Origin of the sequence: Paraburkholderia sp. BR10937 (assembly GCF_040965695.1) — a bacterium.
GTDB lineage: Bacteria > Pseudomonadota > Gammaproteobacteria > Burkholderiales > Burkholderiaceae > Paraburkholderia.
In genome coordinates this window covers 57,930-74,646 of sequence record NZ_JBFRCL010000041.1, presented here as the reverse complement: position 1 = coordinate 74,646, position 16,717 = coordinate 57,930, and the positions used below count along the sequence as shown (strand labels likewise).

Annotated in this window: 13 protein-coding genes and 1 tRNA gene; 4 read left to right on the top strand and 10 right to left on the bottom strand. The window is 64.0% G+C overall.

Annotated features, from left to right (window positions below):
* Nucleotide 1 precedes the first annotated feature (1 nt).
* Nucleotides 2-88: transfer RNA gene (locus AB4Y44_RS28860), tRNA-Leu, on the top strand.
* Nucleotides 89-493: 405 nt separating this feature from the next.
* Here the strand turns inward: AB4Y44_RS28860 and oxlT are convergent.
* The 8 genes from oxlT to AB4Y44_RS28820 all read right to left on the bottom strand — a co-directional run bounded on the left by oxlT (nucleotide 494) and on the right by AB4Y44_RS28820 (nucleotide 10,099).
* Nucleotides 494-1,819 (bottom strand): oxalate/formate MFS antiporter, encoded by a 1,326-nt coding sequence (oxlT, locus tag AB4Y44_RS28855; RefSeq protein ID WP_342920624.1) that lies wholly within the window; start codon nucleotides 1,817-1,819, stop codon nucleotides 494-496.
* 129 nt (nucleotides 1,820-1,948) lie between these two features.
* Nucleotides 1,949-3,343 carry an NAD(P)(+) transhydrogenase (Re/Si-specific) subunit beta gene (locus AB4Y44_RS28850; RefSeq protein WP_368701509.1) on the bottom strand — a complete coding sequence of 465 codons (1,395 nt, stop codon included), beginning with the start codon at nucleotides 3,341-3,343 and terminating at the stop codon, nucleotides 1,949-1,951.
* 9 nt (nucleotides 3,344-3,352) lie between these two features.
* Nucleotides 3,353-4,921: a Re/Si-specific NAD(P)(+) transhydrogenase subunit alpha gene (locus AB4Y44_RS28845; protein WP_368701508.1), complete on the bottom strand. Its 1,569-nt coding sequence runs from the start codon at nucleotides 4,919-4,921 to the stop codon at nucleotides 3,353-3,355.
* 200 nt (nucleotides 4,922-5,121) lie between these two features.
* Nucleotides 5,122-5,379 carry a hypothetical protein gene (locus tag AB4Y44_RS28840; protein ID WP_342920627.1) on the bottom strand — a complete coding sequence of 86 codons (258 nt, stop codon included), beginning with the start codon at nucleotides 5,377-5,379 and terminating at the stop codon, nucleotides 5,122-5,124.
* Between the two features lie 18 nt (nucleotides 5,380-5,397).
* Complete coding sequence (locus tag AB4Y44_RS28835; protein WP_342920628.1) at nucleotides 5,398-5,832, bottom strand: PAS domain-containing protein; 435 nt, start codon at nucleotides 5,830-5,832, stop codon at nucleotides 5,398-5,400.
* 168 nt (nucleotides 5,833-6,000) lie between these two features.
* Complete coding sequence (frc, locus tag AB4Y44_RS28830) at nucleotides 6,001-7,251, bottom strand: formyl-CoA transferase (RefSeq protein WP_342920629.1); 1,251 nt, start codon at nucleotides 7,249-7,251, stop codon at nucleotides 6,001-6,003.
* Nucleotides 7,252-7,287: 36 nt separating this feature from the next.
* Nucleotides 7,288-9,036 (bottom strand): oxalyl-CoA decarboxylase, encoded by a 1,749-nt coding sequence (gene oxc / locus AB4Y44_RS28825; protein WP_342920630.1) that lies wholly within the window; start codon nucleotides 9,034-9,036, stop codon nucleotides 7,288-7,290.
* Nucleotides 9,037-9,379: 343 nt separating this feature from the next.
* Nucleotides 9,380-10,099, bottom strand: a complete 720-nt coding sequence (locus tag AB4Y44_RS28820) for a GntR family transcriptional regulator (RefSeq protein ID WP_368686422.1) — start codon at nucleotides 10,097-10,099, stop codon at nucleotides 9,380-9,382.
* Nucleotides 10,100-10,349: 250 nt separating this feature from the next.
* Here AB4Y44_RS28820 and AB4Y44_RS28815 point away from each other — a divergent pair, with 250 nt between their 5' ends.
* Entirely contained in the window at nucleotides 10,350-10,712 is a 363-nt protein-coding gene (locus tag AB4Y44_RS28815) for a hypothetical protein (RefSeq protein WP_342920632.1), read from the top strand.
* 125 nt (nucleotides 10,713-10,837) lie between these two features.
* On the opposite strand, the gene AB4Y44_RS28810 is transcribed toward AB4Y44_RS28815, so the two are convergent.
* The gene (locus AB4Y44_RS28810) at nucleotides 10,838-12,553 is read right to left on the bottom strand and encodes a long-chain fatty acid--CoA ligase (RefSeq protein ID WP_368701507.1); all 1,716 of its coding nucleotides are present in this window, start codon (nucleotides 12,551-12,553) and stop codon (nucleotides 10,838-10,840) included.
* A gap of 81 nt (nucleotides 12,554-12,634) precedes the next feature.
* On the bottom strand, nucleotides 12,635-13,408 hold the full coding sequence (locus AB4Y44_RS28805) for an SDR family oxidoreductase (protein ID WP_368701506.1): 774 nt from the start codon (nucleotides 13,406-13,408) through the stop codon (nucleotides 12,635-12,637).
* 372 nt (nucleotides 13,409-13,780) lie between these two features.
* Between AB4Y44_RS28805 and AB4Y44_RS28800 the strand changes: the two genes are divergently transcribed.
* Nucleotides 13,781-14,887: a porin gene (locus AB4Y44_RS28800; protein WP_342920634.1), complete on the top strand. Its 1,107-nt coding sequence runs from the start codon at nucleotides 13,781-13,783 to the stop codon at nucleotides 14,885-14,887.
* A 483-nt stretch (nucleotides 14,888-15,370) separates the two neighbouring features.
* On the top strand, nucleotides 15,371-16,588 hold the full coding sequence (locus AB4Y44_RS28795; protein WP_342920635.1) for an MFS transporter: 1,218 nt from the start codon (nucleotides 15,371-15,373) through the stop codon (nucleotides 16,586-16,588).
* Nucleotides 16,589-16,717 lie beyond the last annotated feature (129 nt).

Here is a 16,717-nt window from a genome sequence, read left to right as displayed (position 1 = left end):
TGCCCAGGTGGCGGAATTGGTAGACGCACCAGGTTCAGGTCCTGGCGGTGGCAACACTGTGGAGGTTCGAGTCCTCTCCTGGGCACCACGTCTCATCAAGCAGAACGAGCAGCACACAGGATTCATCGAAAAAGCCCGCAAATCTGCGGGCTTTTTTGTTTTTTCGGCCGGGATCCGCTTGCCTCTCTTCGTTATGTTTCATGGTATGCATTGCCCCACGGCACGGCGCGTGCGTGCGTGCAAACCCATGACAAGTCGATTGAGGAAGACCGAATGGAATTCGTTGTCGTCGCAGCGATCGTCGCCGTCAGCTTTGGCGCTGCCGCGACCTGGCTGCTCGCAACCCGGCTGCCCGAGCACTGACAAGAGCGCCAGCGAGGGCATTACGCCCATCTCGGGCTGGAAAACGAGCGGCCCGCCGATGCGGACCTGCGTCGCGATCAGGTCCGCACCGCCCGCCCATAGCGCTTCAGGGCGTGCCCATCAACCGCGCTCACTCATGCGAGCCCAGTGGCGAAGGGACGAACGCCGAATCGGCAATCCGCGCCTCCTCACCCGACTCAAAGATCCAGCGCCGACGCATCGGCTGCAAGATCACCTTGGCGCTCACGCCCGCCATCATCGCCACGCAGGCGACCATGTCGAACACCATGTTCCAGCCGCCGTGAATCGCCAGCAGCGTCGCGACGGGCACGAGCATCGCCGCGGTCCCCTTCGCGGTATAGAGCGTGCCCGCGTTGCCGGCCGCGTATTTCGCGCCGAACGTATCGGCGCAGGTCGCCGGAAAGTTCGAAAAGATGTCGCCGTAGAACAGAAACACGAGCCCCGAGAACAGCATGAAGAGATACGGGTCGTGGCCGAACGCGCGCAAGCCCAGCAGCGCGAGCCCCTCGCCGAGAAACGTGATGAACATCGTATTCTCGCGGCCGATGCGATCCGAAATGAGCCCGCACAGCGGCCGCGTGAAGCCGTTGCAGAGATTGTTGATCGAAAGCGTCATGGTGAGCAGCGGCAACGTCGCCGCGACGAGCGTGACCGGCATCGAGGCGAAGCCGTAGCTCTTCGCGATCGGGCCGATCTGCGCCGTCGCGATGATGCCGCCCGCCGCCACGCAGACAAACATCGCGTACATCACCCAGAAGACAGGCGCGCGCACCATTTGCTTCGTCGTATAGTCGGTCTTCGTCGCCACGATGCGCTTCATGCCTGCCGCGTGTGCGGGGGGCTTCGGCCGAACCATCACCAGCGCGAGCAACATGATGCAGGCACCTTGCAGGAGTCCGAAGAACACGAACGCGCGCTCATAGCCCGATTGCTGGATCATGTTCGAGATCGGAATGACCGTGAGCGCTGCGCCTGCGCCGAAGCCTGCCGCCGTCATGCCGGCGGCGAGACCGCGCCGGTCGGGAAACCATTTGAGCGCGGTGCCGACGCACGTGCCGTACACGCACCCCGCACCGATGCCCGAGATCACTGCCGCGGCGTAGAGCACCGGCAGCGCAGGCGCCCACGCGTCGAGCACCCAGCCGAGCGCCACGCAGCACGCGCCGCCCATGACCACGGGGCGCGGGCCGAAGCGGTCGACCAGCCAGCCCTCCACGGGCACGAGCCAGGTTTCGGTCACGATGAAAATCGAGAAGGCGAGCTGGATCGCAGCCTGCCCCCAGTGATGCCGTGCGTCCATCGGCACGACGAAAAGCGTCCACGCGTACTGCAGGTTCGCCACGAGCCCCATGCAGAGAATGCCGGCGACGAGCTGCACCCAGCGGTTGTGCCGCCGGGCCGTGTAGCCGCCATCGATACGATCGGTATATGCCACGTTGTCTGTCTCCGTCCGTTGTGATTGCGCGCGGGCCTGTCTCGCACCGCCTCGACGCCGGTGCGTGCGCCATTTCCCGCGTTACAGCCAGCGCGGCAGACCTAGGTCCGCCGCGCCTTGCTTCAAACGTCAAGCCGCTTCGAGTTGCCGCAGCAGCGCGTCGACGCTGCCCTTCGCATCGCCAAACAGCATTCGTGTGTTGTCCTTATAGAAGAGCGGATTGTCCACGCCCGCGTAGCCCGTCGCCATGCTGCGCTTGGAGACGACCACGGTGCGCGCCTTCCACACCTCCAGCACCGGCATGCCGGCGATCGGGCTGCCCGCATCCTCCTGCGCGCCCGGATTGACGATATCGTTCGCGCCGATCACGAGCACGACGTCGGTGCTCGTGAAGTCTTCGTTGATTTCGTCCATTTCGAGCACGATGTCGTAAGGCACCTTCGCTTCCGCGAGCAGCACGTTCATGTGGCCAGGCAAGCGCCCCGCAACAGGGTGAATGCCGAAACGCACGCGAATGCCCAACGCGCGCAGCCGCCGCGTGATCTCGCTGATGGTGCCTTGCGCCTGCGCGACGGCCATGCCATAGCCCGGCACGATCACGACTTCCTGCGCGTCGCGCAACAGCGAGCCGACTTCGTCCACGCTGGTCGCCACGACTTCGCCCTGCGGAGCCTCGCTGGCCGTTGAACTCACCGCGCCGAAGCCGCCGAGGATCACCGAAACGAAACTGCGATTCATCGCGCGGCACATGATGTAGCTGAGAATCGCGCCGCTCGATCCCACCAGCGCGCCCGTCGTGACGAGCAGATCGTTGTCGAGCATGAAGCCCGTTGCCGCAGCGGCCCAGCCCGAATAGCTGTTGAGCATCGAGACCACCACGGGCATGTCCGCGCCGCCGATCGCCATCACGAGGTGCACGCCGAGCGCCGCCGCGAGCACGCACATCACGATCAGCGCGTAAAGTGCGTCGCCGCCATCGGGAGCACTGACGAAGCGATAACCGAGCACGATGCACGCGCCCAGCACGACCGCGTTGAGCAGATGCCGCGCGGGCAGCACGAGCGGCTTGCCGCTCACCGTGCCCTGCAGCTTCAGGAACGCGACAATCGAACCGCTGAACGTGACCGTGCCGATGAAGGCGCCGACATAGATCTCGGTGTCGTGAATCGCGCGCTCGACGCCGCTCATCGCGATCTTTGGCGAGAGAAAGTTCGCAAAGGCGATGAGCGTGGCCGCGAGGCCGACGAAGCTGTGCAGCACGGCGACGAGCTGCGGCATCTGCGTCATCTCCACGCGGCGCGCGAGCGTCGCGCCGAGCCCGCCGCCCACCAATGCGGCGATGAGCGCGATTTGCAGGCCCGCACCGCCCGTGACGAGCAGCGTGGCGAGCACGGCGATCACCATGCCGGTCACGCCATAGAGGTTGCCGCGCCGCGCACTGGCGGGATGACTCAGCCCGCGCAGGCTGAGGATGAAGAGCGTCGCCGCGCCGAGCCACGCCATGTTGCCAATTCCGTTGAGCATGACGTCTCCTCAGGTCCGTTGGAACATCTTCAGCATGCGCTGGGTGACGAGAAAGCCGCCCGCGATGTTGATGGTCGCGACGACGAGTGCAATGCCCGCCAGCACGGTCACGATCGTGCTGGCGTTGCCCGGATGCAGCAACGCGCCGATCACGATGATCCCGCTGATCGCATTCGTCACGCTCATGAGCGGCGTATGCAACGAGGGCGTGACGTTCCAGACCACCTGATAGCCGACGAACACGGCCAGCACGAACACCGTGAAGTGCGCGACGAACGCGGGCGGCGCGACCGCGCCGAGCGCGAGCAGCAGCAGCGCGGCGACGGCGAGCGCCGCGAGCGACCAGACGCCGTTGCGGCGCGCGGCCTGCGCGGTGGCCTCTTTCGCGTTGCCAGTCGCGACGGCAACGGGCTTCGCCTGCGCAGCCGCTTGCGGCGTAGCCGAGACCTGCACCGGCGGCGGTGGCCAGCACACCCGGCCGTGCTGCATGACGGTGGTGCCGCGCTGCACGACGTCGTCCATGTCGAGCTTCAGCTCGCCGTCCTTCGCGGGCGTGAGATCGGTCAGCAGATGGCGGATATTGGTCGCGTAGAGCTGGCTCGACTGGTTCGCCATGCGGCTTGGCAGATCCGTGTAACCGATCACGGTCACGCCGTTCGCATTCACGACTTCACCGGGGCGGGTGAATTCGCAGTTGCCGCCCTGCTCGGCCGCCATGTCGACGATCACGCTGCCTGCGCGCATGCACGCCACCGTCTTCGCGTCGATGAGGCGCGGCGCCGGTTTGCCGGGAATCAGCGCCGTCGTGATGATGATGTCGACCTCGCGCGCCTGGGCCTCGAACAGCGCCATCTCCGCTTCGATGAACTTCGCGCTCATCTGTTTGGCGTACCCTCCCGAGCCGCCGCCCTCTTCCTCGATGTCGATGCTCAGGAACTCCGCGCCCATGCTTTCGACCTGCTGGCCGACTTCGGGGCGCGTATCGAACGCGCGCACGATGGCGCCAAGACCGCGCGCGGCGCCGATCGCCGCGAGCCCCGCCACGCCCGCGCCGATCACGAGCACCTTGGCCGGCGGCATCTTGCCGGCCGCCGTGATCTGCCCCGTGAAAACGCGCCCGAAATGCTGGGCCGCCTCGACGACCGCGCGATAGCCGGCCATGTTCGCCATCGAACTCAGCGCGTCGAGCTTCTGCGCGCGCGAGATGCGCGGCACGCAGTCCATCGCGAGCACCGTGACCTCGCGCGCCGCGAGTTGTTCGAGCAGCACAGCGTTTTGCGCGGGCCAGATGAAACCGATCAACGTCGCGCCGGGCCTCAGGCGCTGCACTTCTTCGCGCGAAGGCGGACGCACCTTGACGACGATATCCGCACCGCTCAGGAGCGCTTGCGCGTCGTCCACGACGCGCGCGCCCGCCGCGCGGTAGGCGTCGTCCGGGTAGGACGCACTCATGCCCGCCGTCGTTTCCACCTCGACGGCGTAACCGAGCTTGATTAGTTGTGCCACACTTTCTGGCGTCGCCGCGACGCGGCGTTCGCTTTCGTGTGTCTCGCGGGGGACGGCAATCGTCAACGCCATGATGCGCCTCCGTGCTTCACAACAGAGTGCGCTGCGGCGAGAACAAACGGAATCGGCGGCGCGCCAATGCATCTGGCGCGCCGAAAGCGTAGCCACGACTTCATGAAACGTCTCCTGTCTCGGCCGGAGTTGGCGCTTTAGCGCCTTGGTCCGGCCCCATGTTGGAATTCTATGTGCCGCGGATCGATGAGGGCTTTGCCCTATGATGCGCCCAGGCTGGGCGAATTGCCGCTCTTGAGAAAGGCGAGCGCCGCCTGCCGTGCGCCGGCAATCGCAGCCGCCTCGCTTTCGAATACGGTTTCGTCGACTACCCATTGACGGGGCAAGACTGCGGCCGCCGGTTCGTCGGCAGCGGGCTCGACCGCGTGGATCGCGGCGAACGCGGCCCAGCCGCCGTTGTGAATCATTTGCCGGGCCGAGAGTTCGACCTCGAATTGTCCGAGTCTTTCGGTGTGCATCGAAGAGCTCCCGAGGATTCAGGATTGCTGGGCCTGTGCTTCGAGTTCGGTGATGCGTTTCTTGAGCGCGCGCTCTTCCTGAAAGCGCACCGTCTCGTCACGGATCACGGCGACGATGCCGTCGAGTTCGCCTTGCGGCGAGTGCAGCAACGCCACGGTGAAGGCAATGGACAGCGCCTTGCCCGCCTTGTCCACGGCCGGCACGCGCAGCACGTCGTTGCCATAGCGCGTCTGGCCGGTCGCCATCGTCTTGTGATAGCCCTCCCAGTGGCGCCCGCGCAGCCGCTCGGGAATGATCACGTCGAGCGTCTTGCCGAGCGCTTCATCCTGGGTATAGCCGAACATGCGCGTGGCCGCCGGATTCCAGAAGGTGATGTCGCCGGCTGCGTCCGAGATGACGATGGCGTCCCCGATGGCGTTTGCGAGCTGCTCGAAATCGATGGCGGATTGCATGGCGATGACTATGTGGGGTGAGTCGTTTATCGTCGTCGCGCGGCACGCATTGCACATGCCGCGCGGCGTCCTGCCAGCCAGTCTGGTATTGCGGTGCTGCGCGGGCGCAGCGTGGGCCACGCCCGCTTCCTGCGAGCTGCGTTCAACTTGTGGAACTCGATGCGGAACTCAAACCGCGCGCACCTCGTGCAGCGCCGCGATCTGCTGCGGCGTGTAGCCGAGGTCGGCCAGCACCTGGTCGGTGTGCTCGCCGAGCAGCGGCGAACCCGTGATCTCCGGCTTCAGGTCCGAGAACTTGATTGGGCTGCCCACCGTGAGGTACGAACCTCGCTCCTTGTGCGGCACTTCGACGATAGTACCGCTAGCGCGCAGCGACGGGTCATTGGCAATTTCCTTCATGCTGAGCACCGGCGCGCACGGAATGTCGAACTTGCGCAGGATGTCGACCGCTTCGAACTTGGTCTTGTCGGCGAGCCACGCTTCGATCGTCGCGAAGATGTCGAAGATATGCGGCTGACGCGCCTGCGCCGTAGCGTAGTTCGGATCGTCGATCCATTCGGGTTTGCCCAGGGCGCGGCAGATCGGCTCCCACGCGTGACCCTGCACCGTGAAGTAGATGTACGCGTTCGGGTCCGTCTCCCAGCCCTTGCACTTCAGAACCCAGCCCGGCTGGCCTCCGCCGCCCGCATTGCCACCGCGCGGCACGACGTCGCTGAAGGTGCCGTGCGGGTACTGCGGGTATTCCTCGAGGAAGCCCAAGCGGTCCAGACGCTGCTGGTCGCGTAGCTTCACGCGGCACAGGTTGACCACGCTGTCCTGCATCGACACGGCCACCTTCTGGCCCTTGCCGGTCTTGTCGCGGCCGATCAGCGCCGTGAGAATGCCGATGGCGAGGTGCATGCCCGTGTTGCTGTCGCCGAGCGCAGCGGCGCTCACCGTGGGCGGACCGTCCCAGAAGCCCGTGGTCGAAGCCGCGCCGCCCGCGCACTGTGCGACGTTCTCGTAGACCTTGAGGTCGTCGTAGTGGTGGCCTTCGCTGAAGCCCTTCACCGAAGCGACGATCATCTTCGGATTGAGTTCCTTGATGCGCTCCCACGTGAAGCCCATGCGGTCCAGCGCGCCGGGGCCGAAGTTTTCGACCATCACGTCCGATTCGCGAATCAGCTTCTCCAGCACTTCCTTGCCTTCGGGCTTCTTCGTGTCAAGCGTGAGCGAGCGCTTGTTGCTGTTGAGCATGGTGAAGTACAGCGCGTCCACTTCGGGAATGTCGCGCAGCTGCGAGCGCGTCACGTCGCCGGCGCCCGGGCGCTCCACCTTGATCACGTCCGCACCGAACCACGCGAGCATCTGCGTGCAGGCGGGACCGGCCTGTACGTGCGTGAAGTCGATGATCTTGATACCGTCGAGGGGTTTGCTCATTTCTCGTATCTCCTGGTCTACCTGATCTATGGGGGCTTATTTCTTCATTGCCGCGCTTTGCGGATTCAGATTCGTGAGACGACCGCTTTCGGTCCCGGCCGATTCGTCGATGACTGCGTTGATCAAAGTGGGCTTGCCCGATGCGATCGCCTCGAGCAGCGCGCTCGTGAGTTCTTCGGGCGTCGTCGCCTGATGGCCGATGCCGCCGAATGCCTCGATCATCTTGTCGTAGCGTGCGTTCTTCACGAACACCGTCGGCGCGACGTCGCAGCCGCCGCTCGGGTTGACGTCCGTGCCGCGATACACGCCGTTGTTGTTGAACACGATGGTGCAGACCGGCAGGTTGTAGCGGCAGATCGTCTCCAGTTCCATGCCCGAGAAGCCGAACGCGCTGTCGCCCTCGATCGCCACGACCTGGGTGCCGCTCGTCACGGCTGCGCCGATCGCGAAGCCCATGCCGATGCCCATGATCCCCCACGTCCCCGAGTCGAAGCGCTTGCGCGGCTGGTACATGTCGATGATGCTGCGCGCGTAGTCGAGCGTGTTCGCGCCTTCATTGACCACGTTGATGTCGGGGCGCGTCTTGAGCACGTCGCGGATGGCGCGCAGCGCGCTGTGGAAGTTCATCGGCGACGGGTTCTTCGCGAGCGTCGCGGCCATCTTTTCCAGGTTCTTGTTCTTGCGTTCGGCCACGGCATCGAGCCACTCGGCCGGCGGCTTCGGGAAGTCATTGCCGAGGGCTGCAACGAGCGCTTCCACGCATGAACCGATGTCGCCGATCACGGGCGCTTCGATGGCGACGTTGCTGTCGATTTCCGTCGGCGCGATGTCGATCTGCACGAACTGCTTCGGTCCGGCGGCCGCGCCCCAGGTCTTGCCCTTGCCATGCGAGAGCAGCCAGTTCAGGCGCGCGCCGATCAGCACCACGGCGTCCGACTCGGCCAGCACGAACGAGCGCGCGGCCGACGCCGACTGCTCGTGCGTGTCGGGCAGGAGGCCCTTGGCCATCGACATCGGCAGGTACGGAATGCCGCTCTTCTCGACCAGCTCGCGGATTTGCGCGTCGGCCTGGGCGTAGGCGGCGCCCTTGCCGAGCAGGATCAGCGGACGCTTCGCATTCCTGAGCACGTCGATAGCGCGTTGCACCGCATCCGGTGCGGGAAGCTGGCGCGGCGCCGCGTCGACGACCTTGATGAGCGACTGCTGACCCTTCACCGCGTCGATGGTTTGCGCGAGCAGCTTGGCCGGCAGGTCGAGATACACGCCGCCGGGGCGGCCCGAGACGGCCGCGCGAATCGCGCGCGCCACGCCGACGCCGATGTCCTCGGCGTGCAGCACGCGATACGCCGCCTTGGCATAAGGCTTCGCCGCGTTGAGTTGGTCCATCTCTTCGTAGTCGCCCTGCTGCAGGTCGACGATCTCGCGCTCGCTCGAACCGCTGATGAGGATCATCGGGAAGCAGTTCGTGGTCGCGTTGGCCAGTGCCGTGAGGCCGTTGAGGAAACCCGGCGCGGAGACAGTCAGGCAGATGCCCGGCTTCTTCGTCATGTAGCCCGCCACGGCCGCGGCGTTGCCGGCGTTCTGCTCGTGCCGGAAGCCGATGAAGCGCATGCCCTCGGCCTGCGCGAGACGGGCGAGATCGGTAATCGGAATACCGACAAGACCGAAGATCGTGTCGATATCGTTGAGTTTCAGCGCGTCGATGACGAGATGAAAGCCATCGGTCGTTTGCTGCGCTTCCGGCACAGGGTTCTGCTGTGCCTCGTTGATGCCTGCTTCTGCCATGACGTCTCCTCTTTGGCGGGGCGTTGCGTGATTCGTGATATACAATATTCCACACACAATATTAGTCAAGACGTTTTTTTACCCATGCCGCGTTTGCTGCACTGCGTCGCGCCGCGCTGCACCGTTGCTGTCTCGCGCGAGCGCCCGCAAAGCGGCAAACTTTGATGCGGCACACCATGGGCAGGCGCCTTCAATCGGTCCAAACGTCCTGACGAACTCGTTACGGACTCCATACCTTTCCTTCAGCATCGCGACTCCTATTCAGACGATCTGTGTATCGATGCCGCTGACGCATGCGTCGAACCGATATGAACCAGCGGCTCGACGCGGCGCGCCCTACGCTTCAGTCCAGAAAATCGCAGTTGGCTTCCACGAACAGCGCGAGTTCGATCGAGTGCTGCCGCACGAGCTGCTCGACACGCTCGGTGTCGCGCGCCTCGAGCGCTTCGATAATGCGCATGTGCTCGACGATCGAGCGCGACGCGCGATCGCTCTGCGCGATCGTCATACGCCGGATCGCGCGCACATGCATGAAGATGTTCTTGATGGTGTCGACGATGATGGGCGACTTCGAAAGCTCCACCAGTGACTGGTGAAACATGATGTTCGCTTCCGAGTATTCCTCGATATGGTCCGAGGGCGTCGAATCGCCGAAGGTCGCGAACATGCGCCGCAGTCCCGCGATGTCGTCGTCCGAGGCGCGCTGCGTGGCGAGACGTGCGGCGATGCTTTCGAGCGCGGCCCACATATAGATCATTTCGACGATCTCCTTGCGCGTCTTGCGCAGGATGTAAACACCGCGGCGCGGCACCGTGCGCAGAAAGCCCTCCTGTTCCAGCAGCGTCATCGCCTCGCGAACCGGCGTCCGGCTCACGCCGAGCTTCTCGGTCAATTCCTTCTCGTCTAGCCGGATCTCGTCTCGCGAGCGGTAGATATCGGTTTCGGCAATGGCCTGCTTGAGCTTCGCGTAAGCCTGATCGCGCAGCGAAGCGGTTGCGTTGATCGGCTCCAGCGTCAAGGTGACCGGGGGCATCCCGGTGACGAGTTCTCTTTCGGCGGACATCGGTCGCTTGTCTCCAACGTTCTGTTTAGCCGGCGCTGCTGAGGAATTTCATATTTACAATACAATATATCAGTAACACGCTCGTGGCTAAGCGGGGTTTACGCGTACCGGGGTGCGTGTCGCGTGCGATTCGCGGGCTTACCCGCAATCCATACATCTTTTCTTATATTTTTTGAAAAAAACTTTAACTATCGTTTATTCATTGGCGCTTCTACTCTTGCTTCACGCCACTCGACATGAGGAGACAGCCATGAGCCACCTGGACACCCGCCACGATCGTCAACTGGAAGCGCAGCTGTGCGCATTCAATACGGCATTTGCCGAGCTGGGCCTGCGTTTTCGCTGGGATGCGCGCACGCTCTATTCGCTCGCGTCGATTGCCGGTGAACATGCGCGCGTCGCCGCCTATATCGAGACGAATCACCCGCATCTGCTGAAGGCGTACAGCATGGAATTTCTGTGCGAGGCGATCCTTGCCCGCAAGAACGCGCAGGCGCCCGGTGAATGGCCGCTGAGCGCGCCCGCTCAACGCGGTTCGCAGGAATGGGGCATGCCAGCCGCCATGGAGCAGGATTGGCGCGAAGGCGGCTTGCCCGCGCTTGCCGGCGCCTGATGCACACGCACGAACGTGCGAGCCCGATGAGAACGAAACCCGTCTGGATCGGCGCGCACTAGCGCGCTATCCAGACGGGCCCGAGATTGAAGGATAACGAAGAGAAGTCGCGCAGGCCTGCGCGCTCAGGTGTTGCCGCGCGCCTCGGCCTCTTCTTCCTGCAGCTTGCGCCACAGAATTTTGCCGCTGCCCGACTTCGGCAGCGCGTCCACGAACTGCACGATGCGCGGCGCCTTGTACGCGGCCATGTTGTCGTGCGCCCAGGCGATGATGTCGTCTTCGTTCACGCTGCCGACCTGTTTCGGATCGAGCACGACCACGGCCTTCACGGTCTCGCCGCGGCGCGCGTCCTGCGCACCGATGATGCACACCTCGTTGATCGCCGGGTGCCGGTACATCAGCGCCTCGACCTCGGCCGGCCAGACCTTGTAGCCCGACGCGTTGATCATGCGTTTGAGGCGGTCGGTCATGAAGTAATAGCCCTCTTCATCGCGCCGCACGAGGTCGCCCGTGCGCAGGAAACGCTTGCCGTCGCGCTCGATGAACGCTTCGCTCGTCGCCTTGGGGTTGCGCCAGTAGCCCTGCATCACCTGCGGCGCATGCATGATCAGCTCGCCCGACTCGCCTGGCGGCACCTCCTCCAGCGTGATCGGATCGATCACACGCGAGTCGACGTCGAATACCGGAATGCCGAGACACTGCGGCTTGGGGCGCTGCGGCGGATTGATATGGGTGCCCGCCATGGTTTCCGACATGCCGTAGCCCTCGACGAAGTCGAGCCCGGTGAGATCCTTGAGCTTCTTCACCACCGCGTCGGGCATCGTCGCGCCGCCGCCGCGCATCCAGGCGAGGCTCGACAGGTCGTACTCGTGAATGCGCGGGTTCGAGATGAAGTCCACCACCATCGTCGAGATCGCCTGCCAGCCGTTGATGCGGTAATGCTCGATCGCACGCGCCGCGGCGTCGCGATCCCAACGCGGCAGCAACACCACGGTCGAGCCGTTGTAGATCGGGCTGTTCATGCCGCCCTGCATGCCGGTTACGTGAAAGAGCGGCAGTACCGAAAGTTGTACGGCATCCTGATTACTTCCGAACCAGTTGCAGCCGCCCACGGCCGTCGCCATCACGCTGCGATGCGTGTGCATGCAGCCTTTGGGCTTGCCCGTCGTGCCTGAGGTGTAGGGCATCACGCAGAGGTCGTCGGGACCGGCGGTGAGTGCTCCGGGTACGCAGCGCGCCTCGAGCACGTCGGCCCAGTGCGCGACGCCCGGGCCGCTCACGGTGCGCGGCGCGCTCACGAACTCGGGCGGCGGCGAAAACGGCTCGCACATCAGATAGTCGCTATACGTCGCAACGAGCAAGTGCTTGAGGCCCTCGCCTTCCTGCACGAGCGGCGCAACACGCGGGTAGAGATCCTGCGCGACGAAAGCCGTCGTCGCGCCGCTGTCTTCCACGTAATGCGCGAGTTCCTCGGTGAGGTTCATCGGATTGACCGGCACGACCACGGCGTTGGCGCGCAGGATGCCGTAGTAAGCGATGACCCACTGCGGGCTGTTCTGCATGTAGAGCAGCACGCGATCGCCGGCCTTCACGCCGCACTCCTGCTGCAGATAGCCGGCAATGCGCTCGGCCTCGTCCTTGAACTGCGCGAACGTAATGGGCGTGTCGTAGAAAACGATGAACGGCTTGTCGGGATAGCGCGCCGCCGAGACCTCTGCGTTATAGAAGAGGTTCGTTTGCGGAATGCTCAGATGCGGCGAAAGATGCGCGGGCCAATGCGGCGAGGCCGGCTGGGGCGAGGCCGGCGAAGATGCGGATAGCGTCGGGGCGGACGAGGACATGGCGGGCTCCGTCAGGCAAGACTTGTGAAGAATGCGGACGCCAACCGCTCGCTGAGGGTCGGCGCCACCTACCATGCGCAATCAGACGATGCTCGAGCCGCCATCCACGGCGAGATACTGACCCGTCATATGCCGCGAGGCCTGGCTCGCGAGAAACACCACGGCGCCTTTGAGATCGTCGTCGTCGCCGAGACGGTGCAACGGCGTATGGTCGATCACCACCTGCCCCAGCTTGTCGAGCAGCCCGGCCGACATCTTCGAGGGAAAGAACCCCGGGCAAATCGCATTCACGTTGATGTTGTACTTGCCCCATTCGGCAGCCAGCGCACGCGTAAAGTTGATGGCAGCCGCCTTCGAGGTGTTGTACGCGATGGTCTGCATGGGCCCGAGCGACCCCTTCAGGCCCGCAATCGAAGCCACGTTGATGATCTTGCCACGCTGGCGCGGGATCATGCTGCGCTTGCCCACTTCGCGCGCGAGGAAGAACGGCGCGGTCACGTTCAGGTTCATGACCTTGTGCCACGCCTCGTCGGGATAATCCTCCGCGGGGGCGCCCCACGTAGCGCCCGCATTGTTCACGAGAATGTCGATCTGACCGCCGGCCGCCAGCGTCTCGTCCACGAGCGGCTTGACGGCCTCGGCGCGCTGCAGGTCGCTCACGATCGTGGTCGCCTTGATGCCGAGCGCCTGCAGATGGCTCTGCGCCTCGCCCAGTTCGTCGGCCTTGCGCGCCGTGATCACCACGTGGCAGCCCATCTCGCCGAGCGCCTGCGCCATCTGCAAACCCAGCCCGCGCGAACCGCCGGTGATGAGTGCGATCTGACCGCCCAACTCGAACATATCCCTGACCCGCATGCTTTCGTCTCCTTGATGTCTTGTGGACCGGCCGACGTTCCCGGATGGCGGAACGCGATGAGATGCCAACGATTCTAGCGACGCCCGCTAGTCAGAAAAATAGGGAAAAGCACGACCGTTCATTAAAGGGTATTTGTGCTGTTGCCACCGGCCGTATGCGGGTTGGGTAGGCTGAAAAAGCAAACATGCGGGGAGTTAATTGCGCGCGCAACCGTTGCAATCGCGCGACAGCCCGCGTTTTCACCCCTTCACCAAGCGTCTATCATCGCCCCCCCGGCCAGCATCCACTGGCCGGCACACGAAAAATTCGGGCTCCGGCACCCCGGCGGTCCGACGGACTGACAACACGCAGCAGAAGAAAAGGATTTCACCGTGAGACACACCCAGATCGCATCCGCCGTCGGCGGCCTCGCCCTCGCACTGGCTTGCCAGCACAGTTTCGCGCAAAGCTCGGTCACGCTCTACGGCATCGTCGACACCAGCATCCGCTACCTCACGAACGCCAACTCGCACAACGACAACGAGCTGCAGATGACGCAAGGCCCGATCACCGGCAGCCGCTGGGGCCTGAAGGGCTCCGAGGATCTGGGCGGCGGCCTCTCGGCCGTGTTCCGCCTCGAGAACGGGTTCAACCTCTGGAACGGCCAACTGGCGAGCTCGAATACGCTGTTCAACCGGATGGCGTACGTGGGGCTGTCGAGCAACAAGTACGGTACGGTCACGATGGGCCGCCAGAACACGCCCCTGTTCGATCAGCTGGGTAACACCTTCGACCCGCTGACCGTTGGCAACTTCGACCAGGACGGCTGGCTGCCGGGCGCACTCGGCTACGGTCTGCGTGAGAACAACTCGGTCAAGTACGACGGCAAGTTCGGCGGCCTCGAAGTCGAAGGCATGTACAGCTTCGGCGGCGTGGCGGGCAGCGTCGGCGCGAGCAACATGTACGGCTTCACGGCCACCTATGCAGCCGGTCCGGTCTCGCTGCTCGCGGGCTACCAGCAGAATAGCGACGCATACAACAACAAGTACCGCGTGGCCAACCTCGGCGCAGTCTATGCGCTCGGTCCGGTGCACCTGTACGGGGGTTGGCTGTGGGGCCAGGACAATACCGGCGTGGTTGACCAGTACATGGCAGCCGCGAACTCGCCCGCGGCGATCAACTTCGCGACGCCCGTGACGAAAACCAACCGTATCGACAACGGTCTCTATGCGGGCGCAACGTGGCAGGTTAGCTCGCCGCTGCTGCTGACCGCAGCGTACTACTACGATCACGCAAAGAACGGCCTGAATGAAGACGGCGTGACGCTCAGCACCGGTGTGCGCTACTCGGCAGTACTGCTGGCCGAGTACTCGCTCTCCAAGCGCACCGAAGTGTATGGCACGGTCGACTTCATGCGCGGCACCGGCTCGGCGACGGCCGACTTCCCGGGTCGCAACAACCAGACCGGCGTCGCCGTCGGCTTTCGCAACATCTTCTAATTGCGGGTTGCCTCGCCGGGTCTGATCGCCGGCACAACGGCGGCGCGGCGCTTCGAGCGCGGCGCCGCCGTTTTTCTTTGCGACGCGCCGGCGGCGCCGTCCACGCGATATCTCTCATTCGTCCGATTCGAGCGGGTAAATGCCCGCTCGTTTGCATTCGTTCATGCGCATCGATTAACTGATTCGCGCATTGAGTTTCCTTCATTTAAATTACATTTAAATTACGACTAAAACAAAAAGCTTTCGCCTTTACCCGAATTCCCCAGGGATTACTACGGGTTCCAGTCAAGATGCATGCAAATGTTTAATGCCGGGCGTACACTGCTGGCGCGTGGCCCATTGCGGGGGGGCCGCCCAAGCCACACAACCAGGCCACACAAGGCAATGCCGACACGTGCATGAGATCGCGCGAGGTGCACAAGCGCCGATTGCGATCGACAGGAGACATGGCATTGCCCCCAGTATCAAAGGAGAACAATCAACATGAGCTGGACGCGTGAACAGAAGAACGTCACGATCGCGGCGTACCTGGGATGGACGCTCGATGCATTCGATTTCTTTCTGATGGTTTTCGTTCTGAAAGACATCGCCACCGAATTCAACACCAAAATCCCGGCAGTGGCATTTGCCATTACGCTGACACTGGCCATGCGCCCGCTCGGCGCGCTGATATTCGGCCGCCTCGCCGACAAATACGGCCGCCGTCCCACGCTGATGCTCAACATCGCGTGCTACTCGATCCTCGAACTGCTCACGGGCTTCTCGCCCAACCTCGCGACCTTCATCGTCCTGCGCGGGCTCTTCGGCGTCGCGATGGGCGGCGAATGGGGCGTGGGCTCGGCGCTCACCATGGAAACCATTCCGCCCAAGTCGCGCGGCATCATTTCCGGGCTGCTGCAGGCGGGCTACCCGAGCGGCTATCTGCTCGCCTCGATCGTGTTCGGCGTGCTGTATCAGTACATCGGCTGGCGTGGCATGTTCTTCGTCGGCGTGCTGCCCGCGCTGCTCGTGGTCTATGTGCGTATGCACGTGCCCGAGTCGCCGGCTTTCAAGGAGATGGCAAAGCGCGCGCGTCCGAGCCTGCTCACCACGCTCAAGCACAACTGGAAGCTTTCCCTGTACGCCATCGTGCTGATGACGGCGTTCAACTTCTTCTCGCACGGCACGCAGGATCTGTATCCGACCTTCCTGCGCGAACAGCATCACTTCGATCCGCACACGGTTTCGATCATCACCATCGTGCTCAATATCGGCGCGATCGTGGGTGGCCTCTTCTTCGGCCGGATTTCCGAAAGTATCGGCCGCCGCAAGGCAATCTTCATCGCCGCGCTGATCGCGCTGCCGGTGCTGCCGCTGTGGGCATTCTCGCAAGGGCCGGTGCTGCTCGCGCTCGGCGCGTTCCTCATGCAGATTTCGGTGCAGGGCGCCTGGGGCGTGATCCCGGTTCACCTCAACGAAATTTCGCCTGACGAAGTGCGTGCGACCTTCCCGGGCCTCGTCTATCAGCTCGGTAACCTGTTCGCCTCGGTGAACGCCACGCTGCAGGCGTCGCTCGCCGAAACGCACAACCAGGACTACTCGATGGCCATGGCGATCGTCGCCGGCACGGTCGCCATCGTGATCGCGGTGCTGATCCCGTTCAGCCGCGAACGTCGAGGCATCGACATGACGCAGACCGCGAAAGAGGTGTCGGGCGTCTGACGTGCCCGCGGCGCCGTACCGCCGCACCGCAGCACCGCAGCACCGCAGCACCACGATGAAAGGCCGTGCCGGGTTCGCCCGCACGGCCTTTTTTGCTGGTTTTGACGATGGTCGAGCCGCCCGTGCCCG

What these genes read in the sequence shown, in the direction of transcription:
- AB4Y44_RS28850 (WP_368701509.1), bottom strand. Translation starts at nt 3,343, where the DNA reads ATGCTCAACGGAATTGGCAACATGGCGTGGCTCGGCGCGGCGACGCTC.
- AB4Y44_RS28845 (WP_368701508.1), bottom strand. Translation starts at nt 4,921, where the DNA reads ATGGCGTTGACGATTGCCGTCCCCCGCGAGACACACGAAAGCGAACGC.
- AB4Y44_RS28840 (WP_342920627.1), bottom strand. Translation starts at nt 5,379, where the DNA reads ATGCACACCGAAAGACTCGGACAATTCGAGGTCGAACTCTCGGCCCGG.
- AB4Y44_RS28835 (WP_342920628.1), bottom strand. Translation starts at nt 5,832, where the DNA reads ATGCAATCCGCCATCGATTTCGAGCAGCTCGCAAACGCCATCGGGGAC.
- frc (WP_342920629.1), bottom strand. Translation starts at nt 7,251, where the DNA reads ATGAGCAAACCCCTCGACGGTATCAAGATCATCGACTTCACGCACGTA.
- oxc (WP_342920630.1), bottom strand. Translation starts at nt 9,036, where the DNA reads ATGGCAGAAGCAGGCATCAACGAGGCACAGCAGAACCCTGTGCCGGAA.
- AB4Y44_RS28820 (WP_368686422.1), bottom strand. Translation starts at nt 10,099, where the DNA reads ATGTCCGCCGAAAGAGAACTCGTCACCGGGATGCCCCCGGTCACCTTG.
- AB4Y44_RS28815 (WP_342920632.1), top strand. Translation starts at nt 10,350, where the DNA reads ATGAGCCACCTGGACACCCGCCACGATCGTCAACTGGAAGCGCAGCTG.
- AB4Y44_RS28810 (WP_368701507.1), bottom strand. Translation starts at nt 12,553, where the DNA reads ATGTCCTCGTCCGCCCCGACGCTATCCGCATCTTCGCCGGCCTCGCCC.
- AB4Y44_RS28805 (WP_368701506.1), bottom strand. Translation starts at nt 13,408, where the DNA reads ATGCGGGTCAGGGATATGTTCGAGTTGGGCGGTCAGATCGCACTCATC.
- AB4Y44_RS28795 (WP_342920635.1), top strand. Translation starts at nt 15,371, where the DNA reads ATGAGCTGGACGCGTGAACAGAAGAACGTCACGATCGCGGCGTACCTG.